Annotated in this window: 14 protein-coding genes; 12 read left to right on the top strand and 2 right to left on the bottom strand. The window is 72.4% G+C overall.

Features of this window, described 5'->3' with window-relative positions; genetic code table 11:
• Positions 1-100 precede the first annotated feature (100 nt).
• The 3 genes from RWE79_RS15510 (at position 101) to RWE79_RS15500 (ending at position 5,841) form a co-directional block, all read left to right on the top strand.
• Positions 101-370: a WhiB family transcriptional regulator gene (locus tag RWE79_RS15510; RefSeq protein ID WP_475940659.1), complete on the top strand. Its 270-nt coding sequence runs from the start codon at positions 101-103 to the stop codon at positions 368-370.
• A 120-nt stretch (positions 371-490) separates the two neighbouring features.
• Positions 491-4,336, top strand: a complete 3,846-nt coding sequence (locus tag RWE79_RS15505) for a glycosyltransferase (protein ID WP_475940658.1) — start codon at positions 491-493, stop codon at positions 4,334-4,336.
• Entirely contained in the window at positions 4,333-5,841 is a 1,509-nt protein-coding gene (locus RWE79_RS15500; protein ID WP_475940657.1) for a DUF5719 family protein, read from the top strand. The genes RWE79_RS15505 and RWE79_RS15500 overlap by 4 nt, the downstream gene beginning before the upstream one ends.
• Before the next feature lie 57 nt (positions 5,842-5,898).
• On the opposite strand, the gene RWE79_RS15495 is transcribed toward RWE79_RS15500, so the two are convergent.
• The gene (locus RWE79_RS15495; protein ID WP_475940656.1) at positions 5,899-6,369 is read right to left on the bottom strand and encodes a metallopeptidase family protein; all 471 of its coding nucleotides are present in this window, start codon (positions 6,367-6,369) and stop codon (positions 5,899-5,901) included.
• Between the two features lie 299 nt (positions 6,370-6,668).
• Here RWE79_RS15495 and RWE79_RS15490 point away from each other — a divergent pair, with 299 nt between their 5' ends.
• The 8 genes from RWE79_RS15490 to RWE79_RS15455 all read left to right on the top strand — a co-directional run bounded on the left by RWE79_RS15490 (position 6,669) and on the right by RWE79_RS15455 (position 14,744).
• Positions 6,669-7,088: a DUF3499 domain-containing protein gene (locus tag RWE79_RS15490; protein ID WP_475945828.1), complete on the top strand. Its 420-nt coding sequence runs from the start codon at positions 6,669-6,671 to the stop codon at positions 7,086-7,088.
• A gap of 102 nt (positions 7,089-7,190) precedes the next feature.
• On the top strand, positions 7,191-8,561 hold the full coding sequence (locus RWE79_RS15485) for a phosphomannomutase/phosphoglucomutase (RefSeq protein ID WP_475940655.1): 1,371 nt from the start codon (positions 7,191-7,193) through the stop codon (positions 8,559-8,561).
• A gap of 117 nt (positions 8,562-8,678) precedes the next feature.
• The gene (locus RWE79_RS15480) at positions 8,679-8,858 is read left to right on the top strand and encodes a Trm112 family protein (RefSeq protein WP_475940654.1); all 180 of its coding nucleotides are present in this window, start codon (positions 8,679-8,681) and stop codon (positions 8,856-8,858) included.
• 61 nt (positions 8,859-8,919) lie between these two features.
• Positions 8,920-10,050, top strand: a complete 1,131-nt coding sequence (locus RWE79_RS15475) for an SIS domain-containing protein (RefSeq protein WP_475940653.1) — start codon at positions 8,920-8,922, stop codon at positions 10,048-10,050.
• A gap of 5 nt (positions 10,051-10,055) precedes the next feature.
• Entirely contained in the window at positions 10,056-11,312 is a 1,257-nt protein-coding gene (manA, locus tag RWE79_RS15470) for a mannose-6-phosphate isomerase, class I (protein ID WP_475940652.1), read from the top strand.
• Positions 11,313-11,411: 99 nt separating this feature from the next.
• A complete protein-coding gene (locus RWE79_RS15465) occupies positions 11,412-12,371 on the top strand; it encodes a cation diffusion facilitator family transporter (RefSeq protein ID WP_475940651.1) in 960 nt (319 codons plus the stop codon).
• A gap of 213 nt (positions 12,372-12,584) precedes the next feature.
• Complete coding sequence (ahcY, locus tag RWE79_RS15460) at positions 12,585-14,036, top strand: adenosylhomocysteinase (protein ID WP_475940650.1); 1,452 nt, start codon at positions 12,585-12,587, stop codon at positions 14,034-14,036.
• A 93-nt stretch (positions 14,037-14,129) separates the two neighbouring features.
• Positions 14,130-14,744, top strand: coding sequence for a hypothetical protein (locus tag RWE79_RS15455; RefSeq protein ID WP_475940649.1), 615 nt, complete (start codon positions 14,130-14,132; stop codon positions 14,742-14,744).
• Here the strand turns inward: RWE79_RS15455 and RWE79_RS15450 are convergent, their stop codons facing one another.
• A complete protein-coding gene (locus RWE79_RS15450; protein ID WP_475940648.1) occupies positions 14,745-15,671 on the bottom strand; it encodes an RDD family protein in 927 nt (308 codons plus the stop codon).
• A gap of 113 nt (positions 15,672-15,784) precedes the next feature.
• On the opposite strand from RWE79_RS15450, the gene RWE79_RS15445 reads away from it, so the two are divergent.
• Positions 15,785-16,792 (top strand): stage II sporulation protein M, encoded by a 1,008-nt coding sequence (locus RWE79_RS15445; protein WP_475940647.1) that lies wholly within the window; start codon positions 15,785-15,787, stop codon positions 16,790-16,792.
• Positions 16,793-17,092 lie beyond the last annotated feature (300 nt).

The raw sequence follows: 17,092 nt of genomic DNA, 5'->3' as shown, positions 1-17,092 counted from the left end.
GCCCGTATCGGCACACTTGTAATTTCACTCGTGTCGTTCGGCCGCCATCCGTAGCGGCAGACCACATCACGGGGACGCGAAAAACAGACGAGGGGCGCGCATGACCGAGCTGTTCCAGCTGTTGCTGGCCGAGGAGGGCGAAGCCGAAGAGGAGCTCGGGTGGCAGGAGCGCGCACTGTGCGCGCAGACCGATCCCGAGTCGTTCTTCCCCGAGAAGGGTGGCTCCACCCGCGAGGCCAAGAAGGTCTGCCTCGCCTGCGAAGTCCGTTCCGACTGCCTTGACTACGCACTCAACAACGACGAGCGCTTCGGGATCTGGGGCGGGCTGTCCGAGCGCGAACGCCGCCGCCTGAAGAAGGGCGTCGTCTGACGGAGGAGGCGGCGCTGGGACGGTACGCGGAAGTCCGCTGACCGTGAGCCGTTAGTGTGGGGCCCCGACCGAGACGCCACAGGCGTCCTCCGCACCCAGCGAACCGGGGCCCGAACCTCGATGTCCGTGAACAGCTCAGCCGGGGCCGCCGGGGCCCAGTACCCCGCGCAGACAGCGGGGTTCGTTCCCGCCGCCGCACCCGAGTTCCCGCGTCATGTCGTCACCGCGGTGCTCGTCGCACACGACGGCGCCCGCTGGCTGCCCAACGCACTGTCGGGCCTGCTCTCCCAGGACCGCCCGGTCCAGGACGTCGTCGCCGCCGACACCGGCAGCGGCGACGACTCGGCCCGCCTCCTGGCCGAATCCCTCGGCGACGACCGGGTCCTGCACCTCGCCCGCCGCAACGGCTTCGGCGCCGCCGTCGACGAGTGCGTGCGCGCCGCCGCCCCCCTGACCGCCGAGCAACTGCCCTACCTGCAGCGGCGAAGCGGCTGGGACCCGGTCAGCCGCAGCTGGAACGACGACGTCTACGACCAGCCCGAACACCCGCACGGCGAGCCCGTGCAGTGGCTCTGGCTGCTCCACGACGACTGCGAGCCCGCCCCCGACGCCCTGGCCGAACTGCTGCGCGTCGCCGACAACTCGCCCTCCGCCGCGATCATCGGCCCCAAACTGCGCAGCTGGTACGACCGCCGCGCGCTGCTCGAAGTCGGCGTCTCCATCGCCCGCAGCGGCCGCCGCTGGACCGGCCTGGAGCGCAAGGAACAGGACCAGGGCCAGCACGACCAGGTCCGCCAGGTGCTCTCGGTCTCCAGCGCCGGCATGCTGGTCCGCCGCGACGTGTGGGAGGAACTCGGCGGCTTCGACCGCCGGCTGCCCCTCATGCGCGACGACGTCGACTTCTGCTGGCGTGCCCAGTCCGCCGGCCACACCGTCCTGATCGCCCCCGACGCCGTGCTCCGGCACGCCGAGGCCGCCTCCCGCGAACGCCGCCCCGTCGACTGCGTGGGCCGCTCCGCCGTCAACCCCCACCGGGTCGACAAGGCCGGCGCCGTCTACACCCTGCTCGCCAACACCCGCGGCGCGATGCTGCCGTACGTCCTGCTGCGACTGGTCGTCGGCACCGTGCTGCGCACCCTCGCCTACCTGGTCGGCAAGGTGCCCGGCCAGGCCGTCGACGAGATCACCGGCCTGCTGTCCGTGCTGCTGCGCCCGGGACGGATCCTCGGCGCGCGCAGGCGGCGCAGCAAACCCGCCGTCGACGCCGCCGAACTCCGTCCGCTCTTCCCGCCGCCCGGCGCGACCGTACGCGCCACCGTCGAGCAGGTCGTCAGCAACATCTCGGGCCGGGCCGAGGACAGCGCCTCCTCGGCGGGCCGGCACGGCGGCGGCATCGAGTCCGGACCCGGCGACGACGACGGCTCGGGCGACTACCTGGAGGTCGAGCAGTTCGCGCTGCTCAAGAAGATCGCCCGCAAACCGGCACCGGTGCTCTTCGCCGTGCTGCTGCTGGTCTCCCTCGTCGCCTGCCGGCAGCTGCTCGGCACCGGCTCGCTGGCCGGCGGCGCCCTGCTGCCCGCCCCCGAGCGGGCCCACGACCTGTGGGGGTCCTACCTCGGCGCCTGGCACGCCCTGGGCACCGGCTCGACCGTGGCGGCCCCGCCGTACCTCGCCGTCGTCGCGGCCTTCGCGGGCCTGCTGTTCGGCAGCACCGCGGTCGCCCTGACCCTGCTGCTCGTGGCCTCCGTCCCGCTGGCCGGCCTCACCGCCTACTTCGCCGCCCGCCCGCTGGTCGACTCCCGCCTGCTGCGGGCCTGGGCGGCCGTCGCGTACGCCTTCCTGCCCGCCGCCACCGGCGCGCTCGCGGGCGGCCGGCTGGGCACCGCGGTCCTGGCGATCCTGCTGCCGCTGATGGCCCGGTCCGCGATCTCCGCCGCCGGGCTCCAGCTCACCGCCGACGCCGTCGAACGCGGCGCCCGGCCCGGCTGGCGCGCCACCTGGACCTTCACACTCCTGCTGGCGATCACCACCGCCTTCACCCCGATCACCTGGCTGATCGCGCTGCTGCTGTCCGTGGCCGTGATGGTGCTGCGCGTCGTGCGCAAGGAGTCCCGGCTCCTCGTCCCGCAGCTGCTGCGCAGCGTGGCCCTGCTCGGCGCCCCGCTGCTGGTGCTGGCCCCCTGGTCGCTGACGCTGCTCACGCACCCCTCGCGGTTCCTGTCCGAGGCCGGACTGCCCTACGGCGCCGAGGCCGCCTCCGCGACCGACCTGCTGCTGCTCAGCCCCGGCGGACCCAACGCGGCGGGCGGGGTGCTGCTCGTCGGACTGGTACTGGCCGCGCTGGCCGCCCTGCTGCGCGGCGAACGCCGGCTCGCGATCCTCAGTGCCTGGGCCGGTGCCCTGGCCGGGCTGCTCTTCGCCATCGTCGAGAACGGCAGCTCCTGGGCGGGCCCGGCCACCCTGGTCTACGGCCTCGCGCTGCTGGCCGCGGCCACGGTCGGCGCCGAGGGCGCCAACGAGCGCATCGCCGCCTCCGGCTTCGGCTGGCGGCAGCCGGTGGCGGCCCTGGTCGCCCTGGCCGCCGTCCTGGCCCCGCTGTACGCCGCCTTCGGCTGGATGGTCGGCGGCGCGGACGGCCCCGTGGAACGGCGCGACCCCATCCAGGTGCCGGCCTTCGTCGCCGAGGAGGCCGACACCGCCGACCAGCCCCGCACCCTCGTCCTCGACGGCACCGCCGCCCGGGTCTCGTACTCCCTGGTGCGCGGCGCGGGCGTCCGCCTGGGCGACGCCGAACTCGCCGCCTCGGCGGGTGACAGCGCCGCGCTCAGCAAGATCGTCGCCAACCTGGTCGCAGGCTCCGGCGCCGACCAGGCCGACCAGCTCGGCGGCTACGCCGTCCGGTACGTCCTCGTGCACGGCAGCGCCACCCGCACGATGAGCCGCACCCTCGACAGCACCCCGGGCCTGTCCCGGCTCAGCCAGGCCGACGGCAGCGCCCTGTGGCAGGTCGACGACGACGTCTCGCGCGTCACGATCGTCACCGGCGCGGGCAGCGGTACGAAGACCTCCACCCCGGTCGCCTCCGGCAAGGTCGAGGCCCACACCACCATCCCGGCGGGCACCTCGAACCGCGTCCTGCGCATCGCGGATTCCGCCGCCCCCGGCTGGACCGCGACCCTCGACGGCGTCGCCCTGACCGCCACCACCGTCGACGGCTGGGCGCAGGGCTTCGAGCTGCCCACCACGGGCGGCCGGCTCGACCTCACCTACCAGAACCCCTTCACCCACACCCTGTGGCTGTGGATCCAGGGCTTCCTGGCCGTGGTCCTGGTCGTCATGGCCCTGCCCGGCCGACGGCGCGAGCTCGACGACGACCTCCCCGACGCCGAGGGCGCCCTCGCCGTCGACATCCCCGAGCAGGCCACCGGCGACGGCCGCCGCGCCCGCCGCCTGCGCGCCGCAGCCGAGTCCGAGGCCGAGTCCGAAGGCGGGACCGAAGACGAAGGCGGGGCCGAAGGCGAAGGCGCCGAAGACGGGGCCGGGGGCGAAGCCGGCGGGGAATTCCACGCTCCCGCCCCCGAGCCGGAGTACGAGCCGGTCGCCGACCCCTACGCCGCCGTACCGCAGCAGCAGTGGGGCGATTACCAGCAGGACGGCTACCAGCAGGACGGCTACCAGTACGCGGCCGCCGACCCCGCCACGTACCAGCAGGACGGCGAGTACCAGCAGGACACCTACGCCGATCCCTACGCCTACGGCGCCGGCCAGCAGGGCTACGACCCCTACGGCCAGCAGCAGGGCCAGCAGCAGGGCCAGCAGGACCACGAGGGGCAGCAGGACCGGCAACAGCAGCCGGAGCCGCCGCAGTACTACCAGCAGCAGCCCTACGACCCCTACGACCCGGCCTACGACCCGGCGTCGTACGACGCGGACGGCTACCGCCGTGACGGGAGCGACCAGCAGTGAACCGCAGCACCCTCTCCCTCTTCGGCGTCACGGCCGCCCTCGCTGCCCTCACCGGCGCGGCGGTGCTGACCGGCGCCGGGTCGCCGGCGGCCGCGCCCCCCGTCAAGGCCGCGTCCCTGCCGGTCGAGCGGTCGTCGCTGACCTGCCCGGCGCCCTCCGACTCCGACTTCGCCTCGACCACCTACACCGCCTTCACCCCGACCGGGACGACGGCGTCGGGCAGCGGTGCCGGCAGCGCCAAGCTGCTCGCGGCGTCCGGCGGGTCCGGCACCTCAAGCACGGCGAAGCCCACGGCGAAGTCCACGGCGAAGGCGATCGCCCCGCTGACCGCGCCCGGCAAGCCCGCCACGGCCAAAACCCAGGACGCCGACGCCCCCGCCCTCATCGGGACCGCCGACGGCAAACTGGCCCCCGGCTGGACGGTGCAGCAGACCACCGTCATCGACGCCGGACCCGAACGCGGCGTCCTGGGCACCGACTGCACCCAGCCCGACAGCGAGTTCTGGTTCCCCGGCACCAGCACGGCCGCCGACCGCAGCGACTACGTCCACCTCACCAACCCCGACGACACCACCGCCGTGGTCGACCTGGAGCTCTACGGCAAGAACGGCGCCCTCAGCAGCGAGACTCCCGACGGCATCACCGTCCCGGCCGGTTCCAGCGTCCCCGTCCTGCTCTCCACCCTCACCACCACCAAGTCGGACGACCTGACCCTGCATGTCTCCGTCCGCACCGGCCGGGTCGGCGCCTCCGTGCTCGCCTCCACGGCCACGGCCGGCGGCGACTGGCTGCCGGCGGCGGGCGACCCCGCCGACAGCGTCGTCCTGCCCGGTATCCCGGCCGACGCCACCGACGTACGCCTGATCGCCTACGCCACCGGCGACGACGACGCCGACCTCAAGGTCAGGCTGCTGTCCTCCAGCGGCGCCATCACCCCCGCCGGGCACGAGACCGTGCACGTCAAGAGCGGTATGACCACCTCCGTCGACCTCGCCGACCTCACCAAGGGCGACGCCGGGTCCCTGGTCCTCAGCCCCACCGCGGCCGAGGGCGCAGCGCCCGTGGTCGCGGCCCTGCGCATCACCCGCGGCAAGGGCGCTGCCCAGGAGACCGCCTTCATCCCCGCCACCGGCAGTATCGGCGACCGGGCCACCGTCGCCGACAACCGGGCCAAGGGCTCCACGCTCTTTGTCGCGGCCCCCTCGGCCGCCGCCACCGTCAAGATCACCAGCTCGGCGGGCACCGGCGGCGGCACCGCCGTCACCAAGACCGTCACCGTCAAGGCCGGCACCACCAGCGCCGTCACCCTCGCCGCCCCCACCGGCGGCAAGGGCACCTACGCCGTCACCGTCGAACCCGTCTCCGGCGGCCCCGTCCACGCCTCGCGCATGCTGGCCCTGCCGCTGGACGGCATTCCGATGTTCACCATCCAGACGCTGCCCGACGACCACGGCCTGGTCGCGGTCCCGGACGCGGAACAGGACCTGTCGATCCTGCACAACTGACGCAGCCCCGCCCCGCCCGCCTGAGCCCCGGCCCTCCCCCGGCCGGGGCAGGGCCGGCTACTCCTCGCCGTAGCGCGGGTCCACGTTCTCCGGCGACAGCCCCAGCAGCTCGGCGACCTGTTCCACCACGACCTCGTGGACCAGCAGGGCCCGCTCGTCCCGGCTCTTGGCCCGGATCTCCACCGGCCTGCGGTAGACCACGATCCGGTTCGGCGCGCCCTTGCGCGCGCCCATGAGCCGGCCCAGCGGCACACTGTCGTCGGAGATCCGGTCCCCCTCGGCGACGGCGTCCAGCGGCCACGGAACCTCCTGCACCGCGAACTCCACATCCGCGAGCTGCGGCCACCGCCGCTCCAGGCGGTCCGCCGCGTCCCGTACGAGGTCGTCGAAGGCGTCCGCACGGCTCAGCGCCAGTGGCACCTGCGGTGGCGCGATCGGGCCGCGCATCCCGCGGCCGTGGCGGTCGCGGCGGCGCTGTCGGTGGGCAGGCGTCGGGGGAGTGGGCGGCGTCTGGGGCGTCGAGGGCATAGGGGTCTCCATCACCTCAGAGCGTATCCGCCGCGGCCCCCGCCCACGCGTTACCGGACGGCCTGCCACCACATCGGCGGAGTTGTCGCAGAATGCATGCCCCCTGGCCGAGTCCCTGCACACAACCTCCCCTTCCTGACCGCCGGTTCGATCACAATTGACACTATTTGCAATGATTGTGTTCCCTCCTGTCCGGTACCGGTTCCCGCGGTTTCCGGCCCGCCGCAGGTAGAAGTGCTCAGCCACAGGTCAGACGATCCCGGCGAACCGGGACGACACGACAGGGTGAGGTCCGGGAGATCCGTCGCGGCCCGTTCAAGAGTGCGGTACCGTCCAACGTCGTGAGCCTTGTACGTCGCTGTTCGCGCACCGCGTGTGGCCGTCCCGCCGTCGCGACGCTGACGTACGTCTACGCGGACTCCACCGCCGTACTCGGCCCGCTCGCGACCTACGCCGAGCCCCACTGCTACGACCTATGCTCGGAGCACTCCGAGCGCCTCACCGCCCCCCGGGGCTGGGAGGTCGTCCGCCTCGCCATCGACACCGGCCCGGCCCGGCACAGCAGCGACGACCTCGAAGCGCTCGCCAACGCGGTCCGCGAGGCCGCCCGCCCGCCGAGCAGGCCCGACCCGGCGGGGCCCGGCGCCGGCCGGAACACCGACCCGATGGAGATCGCGCGCCGCGGCCACCTGCGCGTACTGCGCTCACCGGAATCCTGAGCGCCGCCCGGACGGCCTGATATCCCTCATCCGTCCCCTCGCCGGGGCCAGGTAGGTTGGCGGAGCAGCAGGACCGATCAGAACATCAGACTGGAGCACGCCGTGGCCGACCTCTCCCAGCTCGTGAAGGCGTACGACGTCCGAGGAGTCGTCCCCGACCAGCTGGACGAGGCACTGGCCGAGCTCTTCGGCGCCGCCTTCGCCACCGTCACCGAGGCCGACGCGGTCGTCGTCGGCCACGACATGCGCCCCTCGTCCCCCGCCCTGTCCCGGGCCTTCGCCCGCGGCGCGGCCTCGCGCGGCGCCGACGTCACCGAGATCGGCCTGTGCTCCACCGACGAGCTGTACTTCGCCAGCGGCAGCCTCGACCTCCCCGGCGCGATGTTCACGGCCAGCCACAACCCGGCGCAGTACAACGGCATCAAGATGTGCCGCAAGGGCGCCGCACCCGTCGGCCAGGACACCGGACTCGCAGACATCCGCGCCCTCGTCGAACAGTGGACCGAAGCCGGCGGCCCCCCGGCCACCACCGCGGCCCCCGGCACCGTCGCCCGCCACGACGTCCTCGCCGACTACGCCACCCACCTGCGCAACCTCGTCGACCTCCGCACGATCCGGCCGCTCAAGGTCGTGGTCGACGCCGGCAACGGCATGGGCGGCCACACCGTCCCCACCGTCCTCGACGGCCTGCCCGTCGATCTCGTACCCATGTACTTCGAGCTCGACGGCACCTTCCCCAACCACGAGGCCAACCCCCTCGACCCCAAGAACCTCGTCGACCTCCAGGCCCGCGTCCGCGAGACCGGCGCCGACATCGGCCTCGCCTTCGACGGCGACGCCGACCGCTGCTTCGCCGTCGACGAACGCGGCGAGCCCGTCTCCCCCTCCGCGATCACCGCCCTGGTCGCCGCCCGCGAGCTGGCCAAGCACCCCGGCGCCACCGTCATCCACAACCTGATCACCTCCTGGTCCGTCCCCGAGGTCGTCAAGGAGCACGGCGGCAACCCCGTCCGCACCCGCGTCGGCCACTCCTTCATCAAGCAGGAGATGGCCCGCACCGGCGCCGTCTTCGGCGGCGAGCACTCCGCGCACTACTACTTCCGCGACTTCTGGAACGCCGACACCGGCATGCTCGCCGCCCTCCACGTCCTGGCCGCACTCGGCGGCCAGCAGGGCACCCTCTCCGCCCTCGTCGCCGAGTACGACCGCTACGCCGCCTCCGGCGAGATCAACAGCACCGTCGGCGACCAGGCCGCCCGCACCGCCGCCGTCAGGGCCGCCTTCACCTCGGCCTCCGCCCCCGACGACGTTCAGGTCGACGAGCTCGACGGGCTCACCCTCACCGCCACCGACTGGTGGTTCAACCTCCGCGCCTCCAACACCGAGCCCCTCCTGCGCCTCAACGTCGAGGCCCGCGACGCCGACACCGTCACCCGCGTCCGCGACGAGGTCCTGGCCATCATCCGGGGCTGAACCACGGCCCGAAGGACACCCGGCGGCGCAGGCAGATCCAACCGCCGGGGGGCCCACGCCCCACGGCGGCGATAGGCTCGTACCGCCGTACGTACTCCACGCGAAGGACGCGACACCATGCCGCTCGTCGAAGCCACCCTCCTGGAAATCCTCGCCTGCCCGGCCTGCCACGCCCCCCTCCGGGAGGACACCGCCGAGAGCGAGCTCACCTGCACCGCCCAGGACTGCGGCCTCGCCTACCCCGTGCGCGACGAGATCCCCGTGCTCCTCATCGACGAGGCCCGCCGCCCCGCGTAGGGCCCACTCGGCTCAGGCACGCCCAAAACAGAACCCGGAACGGACCGGAGGTCACCTGAGGATGCTGGACGAGTCGCTGCTGGACGATCCCGACGCCCTGGCCCGTGTGGACACCCGCGACCTCCTTCTGGGCGTCGCCGCCGCAGGCGCCCGCGTCCGCACCGCCGCCCGCCTCGCCGACGAGGCCGGCATCGCCACCCTCAAACCCGACGGGCGCCCGCGCAGCGTCCTCGTCGCCGGCCCGGGCCCCTCCGCCGCGGCCACCGTGGCGGACCTGCTCGGCGCGCTCGGCGCCGGCACCTGCCCGGTCATCACACTGCCCCCCTCCGGCCCGGCCGCCTACGACCTGCGCTGGAACCTCCCCGGCTGGGCCGGCCCCCTCGACCTGCTCCTGGTCGCCAGCCCCGTCGGCACCGAAGCAGGCCTCGCCACCCTCCTCGAACAGGCCTACCGTCGCGGCTGCGCCCCCGCGGGCGTCGTACCCGCGAAATCCCCGATCGCCGAGGCCCTGGAACAGGCCCGGGGCATCGCCATCCCGTACGCCAGGCACCCCGCCCCCGAGGAACCGAGCACCCTCATCGAGGACCCCGGCTCCTTCTGGGCCCTGCTCACCCCCCTCCTGATGCTCGCCGACCGCATCGGCCTGCTGCACGCCCCCCGCGAGTCGATCGAGGCCGTCGCCGACCGGCTCGACCAGGTGGCCGCGAAGTGCGGACCCGCCATCGCCACCTACACCAACCCGGCCAAGACCCTCGCCGCCGAACTCAGCGAGGCCCTGCCGGTGCTGTGGAGCGACGGCGACATCGCCGCCCTCGCCGCCCGCCGCCTCGCCGCCCTGATCACCGCCCGCGCAGGCCGCCCCGCGATCACCGCCGAGCTGCCGGAAGCCCTCACCGCACACGAGGCGCTGCTCGCCGGCACCCTGGCCGGCTCCCTCGACCCCGACGACTTCTTCCGCGACCGCGTCGAGGACCCGGAAGGACTCCGGCTGCGGCTCGTCCTCCTCCAGCAACCGGACGCCCACGCGGCCGGCGCCGCCCCCGCCGCCCGGGAACTGGCCATGACCCACGACACCCCGCTCAGCGAGCTCGCCCCCGCCGAGGGCAGCGTCCTCGAAGCCGCGGCCGACCTCCTCGCCGTCACGGATTTCGCCGCTGTTTACCTGGCGCTCACCTCCAGCGGGAGATCATGAGCCCCATGTACCGCCTGACGAACACCGTGCGCCCCTACGCCTGGGGATCCACCACCGCCATCCCCGAGCTGCTGGGCACCGAACCCACCGGTGAACCTCAGGCCGAACTGTGGATGGGCGCCCACCCAGGCGCGCCCTCCCGCATCGAGCGCCCCGAAGGCCCCGGCTCCGGTGACGGCCACGGCGACGGCGACGGCGATGGTGACGGTGTCGCCCGAATACCGCTCAACGAGTTCATCGACGCCGACCCGGCCGCCACCCTCGGCACCCCCGCAGCCGACCGCTTCGGCCCCCGGCTGCCCTTCCTCCTCAAGCTCCTGGCCGCCGGAGCCCCCCTCTCCCTGCAGGTCCACCCCGACCTCGCACAGGCCAAGGCCGGTTTCGCCGACGAGGAAACCCGGGGCATACCTGTCGACGCACCCCACCGCAACTACCGGGACGCCAACCACAAGCCCGAGATGATCGTCGCCCTCGTCCCCTTCGACGGACTCTGCGGCTTCCGCCGCCCCACCGAAGCGGCCGACCTCATCGAGGCCCTCGGCGTCGATTCCCTCAAGCCCTACGTCGACATCCTCCGCGCCCACCCCGAGGACGCCGCACTCCGCGAGACCCTCGCCGCCGTCCTCACCGCCGACCGCGCGAGCATGGCCGCCACCGTCACCGAAGCCGTGGCCGCCGCCACCCGCCTGGGCACCGAACCCGGCCCGCACGCCGACGCGTACACCGCCTACGCCTCCCTCGCCCACCACTACCCCGGCGACCCCGGCGTCATCGCCGCCATGCTGCTCAACCACGTACGGCTCCAGCCCGGCGAAGCCCTCTACCTCGGAGCAGGCATCCCGCACGCCTACCTCGACGGCCTCGGCGTCGAGATCATGGCCAACTCCGACAACGTGCTGCGCTGCGGCCTCACCCCCAAACATGTCGACGTCCCCGAACTGCTCCGCATCGTGCGCTTCGAGCCGGGCGACCCCGGCGTCCTGCGCCCCGAGGCGTCCCCCGACGGCGAAGAGCTCTACGACACCCCCATCGACGAGTTCCGCCTCTCCCGCTACGCCCTCGCCGCCGGCGGCGCCCCCCACACCCTCGACGACCGCACCCCGCAGATCCTGCTCTGCACCGAAGGCACCGCCCTTCTGCGGTCCGTCACCGACGGCGCCGAGCTCACCCTCCCGCGTGGCGGCTCCGCGTTCGTCCCAGCCGGCGAGCGGGTTCAGGCCACCGGCGAAGGCACCCTGTTCCGCGCCACCGTCGTGGCCTGAACCGGTGGCCTGACGCAGCCCCCGCGCGTCGGCCTGCAAGAATGTCCCGCCGTACGCAAGGGGCAGCACGCAAGCCGACGGAAGGGACAACCCGCACCTATGAGCGCGTCAGGCGGAACCAAGGCGATCGTCGCCGCACTGGGAGCCAACCTCGCCATCGCGGTGGCCAAGTTCGTGGCTTTCGCCTTCAGCGGGTCTTCGTCGATGCTCGCCGAAGGCGTTCACTCGGTCGCCGACTCCGGCAACCAGGCGCTCCTCCTGCTCGGCGGCAAGAAGGCCACCAAGGCCGCCGACGAGGAACACCCCTTCGGCTACGGCCGTGAGCGCTACATCTTCGGCTTCCTCGTCTCGATCGTGCTGTTCACCATCGGTGGCGTCTTCGCCCTCTACGAGGGCTACGAGAAGATCCGCGAGCCCCACGAGATCGAGCACTGGTACTGGCCGGTCGGCGTCCTCCTCTTCGCCGTCATCGCCGAGGGCTTCTCCTTCCGGACCGCCATCAACGAGTCGAACGGACTCCGCGGCGAACAGAGCTGGGCCTCCTTCATCCGCACCGCCAAGGCCCCCGAGCTGCCGGTCGTCCTCCTTGAGGACTTCGGCGCCCTCGTCGGCCTGGTGCTCGCCCTCGGCGGCGTCGGCATCGCCCTCGCCACCGGCGACGGCGTCTGGGACGGCATCGGCACCCTGTGCATCGGCATCCTCCTCGTCGTCATCGCGCTGGTACTGGCCGCCGAGACCAAGTCCCTGCTGCTCGGCGAAGCCGCCAGCCCCGAATCCCTGGTCAAGATCCGCGCCGCCGCCGTCGACGGCGAGACCGTCACCTCCGTGATCCACATGCGGACCCTCCACCTCGGCCCCGACGAACTGCTCGTCGCCGCCAAGATCGCCGTCCAGCACGACGACACCGCCGCCGAGGTCGCCCGCGCCATCGACGCCGCCGAGGCCCGCATCCGCGAAGCCGTCCCCATCGCCCGCGTCATCTACCTCGAACCCGACGTCTACAGCGAGGCCGCCGCGGCCGCCGGCCCCGACCCCGTCGCCACCCCCGGTGGCCGGTAAGCGCCGTGCCGTTCTGCCGGTCGGTGTAGATTCGTACCTGGCCAGACGTCGCTGCTGATGGCGGTCGGGCGACACGCACCGCGTGCCGTCCGAGGGAGAGAGGGCCTCCGACGGGCTGAGCCGTGGTCGCGGGACAGGTATGTCCGCATGCCTGCCGACCGACCCGGCAGACAACCCGATGAACGCTCTCACCACCTCACGCGAGGAGACCGCATGCCCTCCGTCCACAGCGACTTCAAGGTCGCCGACCTCTCTCTTGCCGCCTTCGGCCGCAAGGAGATCACCCTGGCCGAGCACGAGATGCCGGGCCTGATGGCGATCCGCGCCGAGTACGCCGCCACCCAGCCGCTGGCCGGCGCCCGCGTCACCGGCTCCCTGCACATGACCGTGCAGACCGCCGTCCTCATCGAGACCCTGGTCGCGCTCGGCGCCCAGGTCCGCTGGGCCTCCTGCAACATCTTCTCCACCCAGGACCACGCCGCCGCCGCCATCGCGGTCGGCCCCCACGGCACCCCGGACAACCCGCAGGGCGTCCCGGTCTTCGCCTGGAAGGGCGAGAGCCTGGAGGAGTACTGGTGGTGCACGGAGCAGGCCCTGACCTGGCCCGACTCGCCCACCGGCGGCCCCAACATGATCCTCGACGACGGCGGCGACGCCACCCTCCTGGTGCACAAGGGCGTCGAGTTCGAAAAGGCCGGCGCCGCGCCCGACCCCTCCACCGCGGACAGTGAGGAATACGCCTACATCCTCACCCTCCTCAACCGCACCCTGGACGAGAACCCCCAGAAGTGGACCCAGCTCTCCTCCGAGATCCGCGGCGTCACCGAGGAAACCACCACCGGTGTCCACCGCCTGTACGAGATGCAGCGCGACGGCACCCTGCTCTTCCCCGCGATCAACGTCAACGACGCGGTCACCAAGTCCAAGTTCGACAACAAGTACGGCTGCCGCCACTCCCTGATCGACGGCATCAACCGCGCGACCGACGTCCTCATCGGCGGCAAGGTCGCCGTCGTCTGCGGCTACGGTGACGTCGGCAAGGGCTGCGCCGAGTCGCTGCGCGGCCAGGGCGCCCGGGTCATCGTCACCGAGATCGACCCGATCAACGCCCTCCAGGCCGCGATGGACGGCTACCAGGTCACCACACTGGACGAGGTCGTCGAAATCGCCGACATCTTCGTCACCACGACCGGCAACAAGGACATCATCCTGGCCGCCGACATGGCACGGATGAAGCACCAGGCCATCGTCGGCAACATCGGCCACTTCGACAACGAGATCGACATGGCCGGCCTCGCCAAGATCTCCGGCATCGTCAAGGACGAGGTCAAGCCCCAGGTCCACACCTGGACCTTCCCCGACGGCAAGGTCCTCATCGTGCTGTCCGAGGGCCGCCTGCTCAACCTGGGCAACGCCACCGGCCACCCGTCCTTCGTGATGTCCAACTCCTTCGCGGACCAGACCCTGGCCCAGATCGAGCTGTTCACCAAGCAGGCCGAGTACCCCACCGGCGTCTACGTCCTGCCCAAGCACCTGGACGAGAAGGTCGCCCGCCTCCACCTCGGCGCGCTGGGCGTCAAGCTCACCACCCTCCGCCCGGAGCAGGCCGCCTACATCGGCGTCCCGGTCGAGGGCCCGTACAAGTCCGACCACTACCGCTACTGATCCCACCAGCAGCAGTAACCACCTGTCCCACCCCGCAGGCCCCCGCCCCCGGCGGGGGCCTGCGCCGTCTACCGGCCCCCGTAAGGTCGACCCATGCCCCGCGGCCGATACTCCCTCCACGACACGCACGACCACACCCCCCTCGGAGAAGAACACTTCCACTGCGCCACCGGCCCCTCCGGCTGGCGCTACACCGCACAGACCACCCGCCCCGACGGCACACACGCCGGCTCCGTCGACCTCACCACCGACGACCTCGGCCGCCCCATCCGCCTCGAACTCCACGCCGCGAGCTGGCAGGTACGCGGCGCCGCCCTCGACGGCGTCACCTGGGTCCGCACCGACCCCACCGGCGAACACGCCCAGGAGGGCAACACCGCCGCCCACACCTTCAGCGGCGCGTCTCCCGCGTTCTACGTATCGACTGCTCGGCTGCTGCGCCTGGAACCCGGCGGCCCCGCCACCCGCGTACGCCTCGTCGCATTCGAACCCCCCGTACTCGCGCCCCGCACCGTCGACCAGGCCTGGGCTCTGATCAAAACAGAAGCACACCCCACTGACAACGGCCCCCTGACCGTGCAGGAGTACCAGGTCAGCGCCCTGGACACGGGGGAGCAGTACACCGTTCACCTCGCCGGCGACGTCGTACTCTCCGCCCCCGGTATCGAGCTCGAAGACCTCGAGTCGCCCCCGTCCGCCTTCACCTGATCAGGCAGGCGGAACAAACCCCGTCGAAGGCCCGGGCACCCGCGCCACCGGCAGAAGCGGCTGCTCCGGCACCGGCTGCTCCGGCACCGGCGGCACCACCGGCGGCAGCGGCGAGGGCACCGGCGACGAAGACGGCGTCGCATCCCGCCACCCCTGGGGCGGCGGGGAGGAGTAAGGCCGTGCACCGAAGGCCTTCCGCGTGTCCCGGGCCTGCCGCTCCGCCACCACGGCCGCCAGAAACGCCGCCGGCGGAGTCCCCACCGGCACCGGCGCCCCCGTACGAGCCGTCACATCCTCAGCCAGCCGCTGCGCCATCGCCCAGCCCACCTGCGGATCCAACTGCCGCATCCGTGACAGGTACTGCCGCACCGCCAGCCACAGCCCGTCCGGCACCCCCGACAGGTCCACCCCCGCCACCCGCGCGGCCAGCCAAGGCGGCGGTGGCGGCATCAGCTCCATCCGCTGACCGGGGATCCGCTCCCGTACGACCAGGGTCCCCGCGAACACATCCCCCACCCGCCGACCACGCGCCGACACCAGCGACGCGATGCACGCCACGACCCCCAGCGTCATCTGGATCTCGACCAGACCCACCAGGCCGCGCACCAGCGCATGCCGGAAACGGATCGGCCCGCCGTCGTCCCGCACCACCCGCAGCCCGCAGGCCAGCTTCCCCAGCGACCGCCCGCGACTCAGCGTCTCCACGGCGATCGGCACACCGATCAGCACCAGCACCAGAGCCGCGACCGACACCGCCGCCTGAGCCGCCTCGTCCAGCGAGAGAGTCGCCGCGAACAGCCCGAACGACAGAACGAGATACCCACCCCAGTACACAACGGCATCCAGCACCATCGCCAGCACCCGGCTCGGCAGCCTCGCGGGCTGCAAGCCCAGCGCCACCGCCTCGCCCGTCACCAGTTCGCTCACTCGCGACCCCTCCTCAGCGCCGTCCCCCGAACCCCCGTCCGACAAGTCTGCCCCGTCTGCCAAGCTGGGACCGCCCCGGCAGCACAGTCCTCATCCGCGAGGAGCGGCAGTCCATGGACCTCGATGTCTTCGTCGCAGCCCACCGCTACGAATGGGACCGGCTCGAAGCCCTGCTGCGCCGCCGTCGCCGCCTCACCGGGGAGGAAGCCGATGAACTGGTGGTCCTGTACCAGCGCACCACCACCCACCTCTCCCGCGTTCAGTCCAGCGCCCCCGACCCCGCCCTGGTCGGCCGCCTCACCACCCTCGTCGCCCGCGCCCGCAGCGCCGTCACCGGCGCCCGCACGGCCGGCTGGCGGGACGCCGCCCGCTTCTTCACCAGTGCCTTCCCCGCCGCCGTCTACCGGTCACGCCACTGGTGGGTGCCCACCGCCCTGGTCTCCCTGGTGGTCGCCGCCGGCATCGGCTGGTGGATCGCCGCCGACCCGCACGTCCAGTCGGCCATCGGCACCCCTGCCAACCTGCGTGAGATGACCCGACCCGGTGGCGAGTACGAGACGTACTACTCCAGCCACCCCGCGGCCTCCTTCGCCGCCCAGGTCTGGACGAACAACGCCATGGCCACCGGCATCTGCCTGGTGTTCGGCGTCTTCCTCGGTATCCCCGTCCTCTACGTCCTCGCCACCAACATGCTCAACCTCGGTGCCGGTATCGGCCTCATGGGATCCGCCGGCCGCCTCGACACCTTCCTCGGCCTGATCCTGCCGCACGGTCTCCTCGAACTCACCGCCGTCTTCGTCGCCGCCGGCACCGGACTGCGTCTCGGCTGGACCGTCATCGACCCAGGCCCCCGCACCCGTCGGCTCGCCCTCGCCGAGGAGGGCCGCTCCGCCATCGGCATGGCCATCGGCCTCACCGCGGTCCTCTTCGTCTCCGGTGCCATCGAAGGCTTCGTCACTCCTTCCGGCCTGCCCACCTGGGCCCGCATCTCCATCGGTGTGGTCGTAGAGCTGCTCTTCCTGACGTACGTCTACGTCATCGGCCGCCGAGCCGCCCTCGCCGGCGAGACCGGTGATCTAGAAGAATCCGACCGCAGCGATGCCCTGCCTGTCGCCGCCTGACCGGATCACCCGGCCGGACCACGTCGCCGATGTGCATCTCGGTCCCCTGGCCTGCTAATCTCCTCTTCGCCCCAGGACACCTGTTGACACGGGTGGAGCGGGGAGGTAGATTAGAACGGTTGCCACGAACTAGACACGTTCGAGGCCTGCGGCTACTATCTAGCCCTCTTCCTTGAAGTCCGATCACGTTCTCCCACTCGGAGTTAATTCTCCCGGTGGAACTCCGTGTCGTCATTTCCTGGAAGAACTCCGAATTCTATGGAGTATGCGAAAGCCGATTAGGTCGGCCGGAGCGACTCT

The sequence above is a fragment of the Streptomyces sp. RLA131 genome (assembly GCF_056270125.1).
The sequence above is the reverse complement of the archived record's forward strand: the minus strand, read 5'-3'. Positions and strand labels throughout refer to the sequence as shown.

Coding starts and splice junctions, on each gene's coding strand:
- manA (WP_475940652.1), top strand. CDS start 10,056: ATGTACCGCCTGACGAACACCGTGCGCCCCTACGCCTGGGGATCCACC.
- RWE79_RS15495 (WP_475940656.1), bottom strand. CDS start 6,369: ATGCCCTCGACGCCCCAGACGCCGCCCACTCCCCCGACGCCTGCCCAC.
- RWE79_RS15465 (WP_475940651.1), top strand. CDS start 11,412: ATGAGCGCGTCAGGCGGAACCAAGGCGATCGTCGCCGCACTGGGAGCC.
- RWE79_RS15505 (WP_475940658.1), top strand. CDS start 491: ATGTCCGTGAACAGCTCAGCCGGGGCCGCCGGGGCCCAGTACCCCGCG.
- RWE79_RS15455 (WP_475940649.1), top strand. CDS start 14,130: ATGCCCCGCGGCCGATACTCCCTCCACGACACGCACGACCACACCCCC.
- RWE79_RS15480 (WP_475940654.1), top strand. CDS start 8,679: ATGCCGCTCGTCGAAGCCACCCTCCTGGAAATCCTCGCCTGCCCGGCC.
- ahcY (WP_475940650.1), top strand. CDS start 12,585: ATGCCCTCCGTCCACAGCGACTTCAAGGTCGCCGACCTCTCTCTTGCC.
- RWE79_RS15475 (WP_475940653.1), top strand. CDS start 8,920: ATGCTGGACGAGTCGCTGCTGGACGATCCCGACGCCCTGGCCCGTGTG.
- RWE79_RS15445 (WP_475940647.1), top strand. CDS start 15,785: ATGGACCTCGATGTCTTCGTCGCAGCCCACCGCTACGAATGGGACCGG.
- RWE79_RS15510 (WP_475940659.1), top strand. CDS start 101: ATGACCGAGCTGTTCCAGCTGTTGCTGGCCGAGGAGGGCGAAGCCGAA.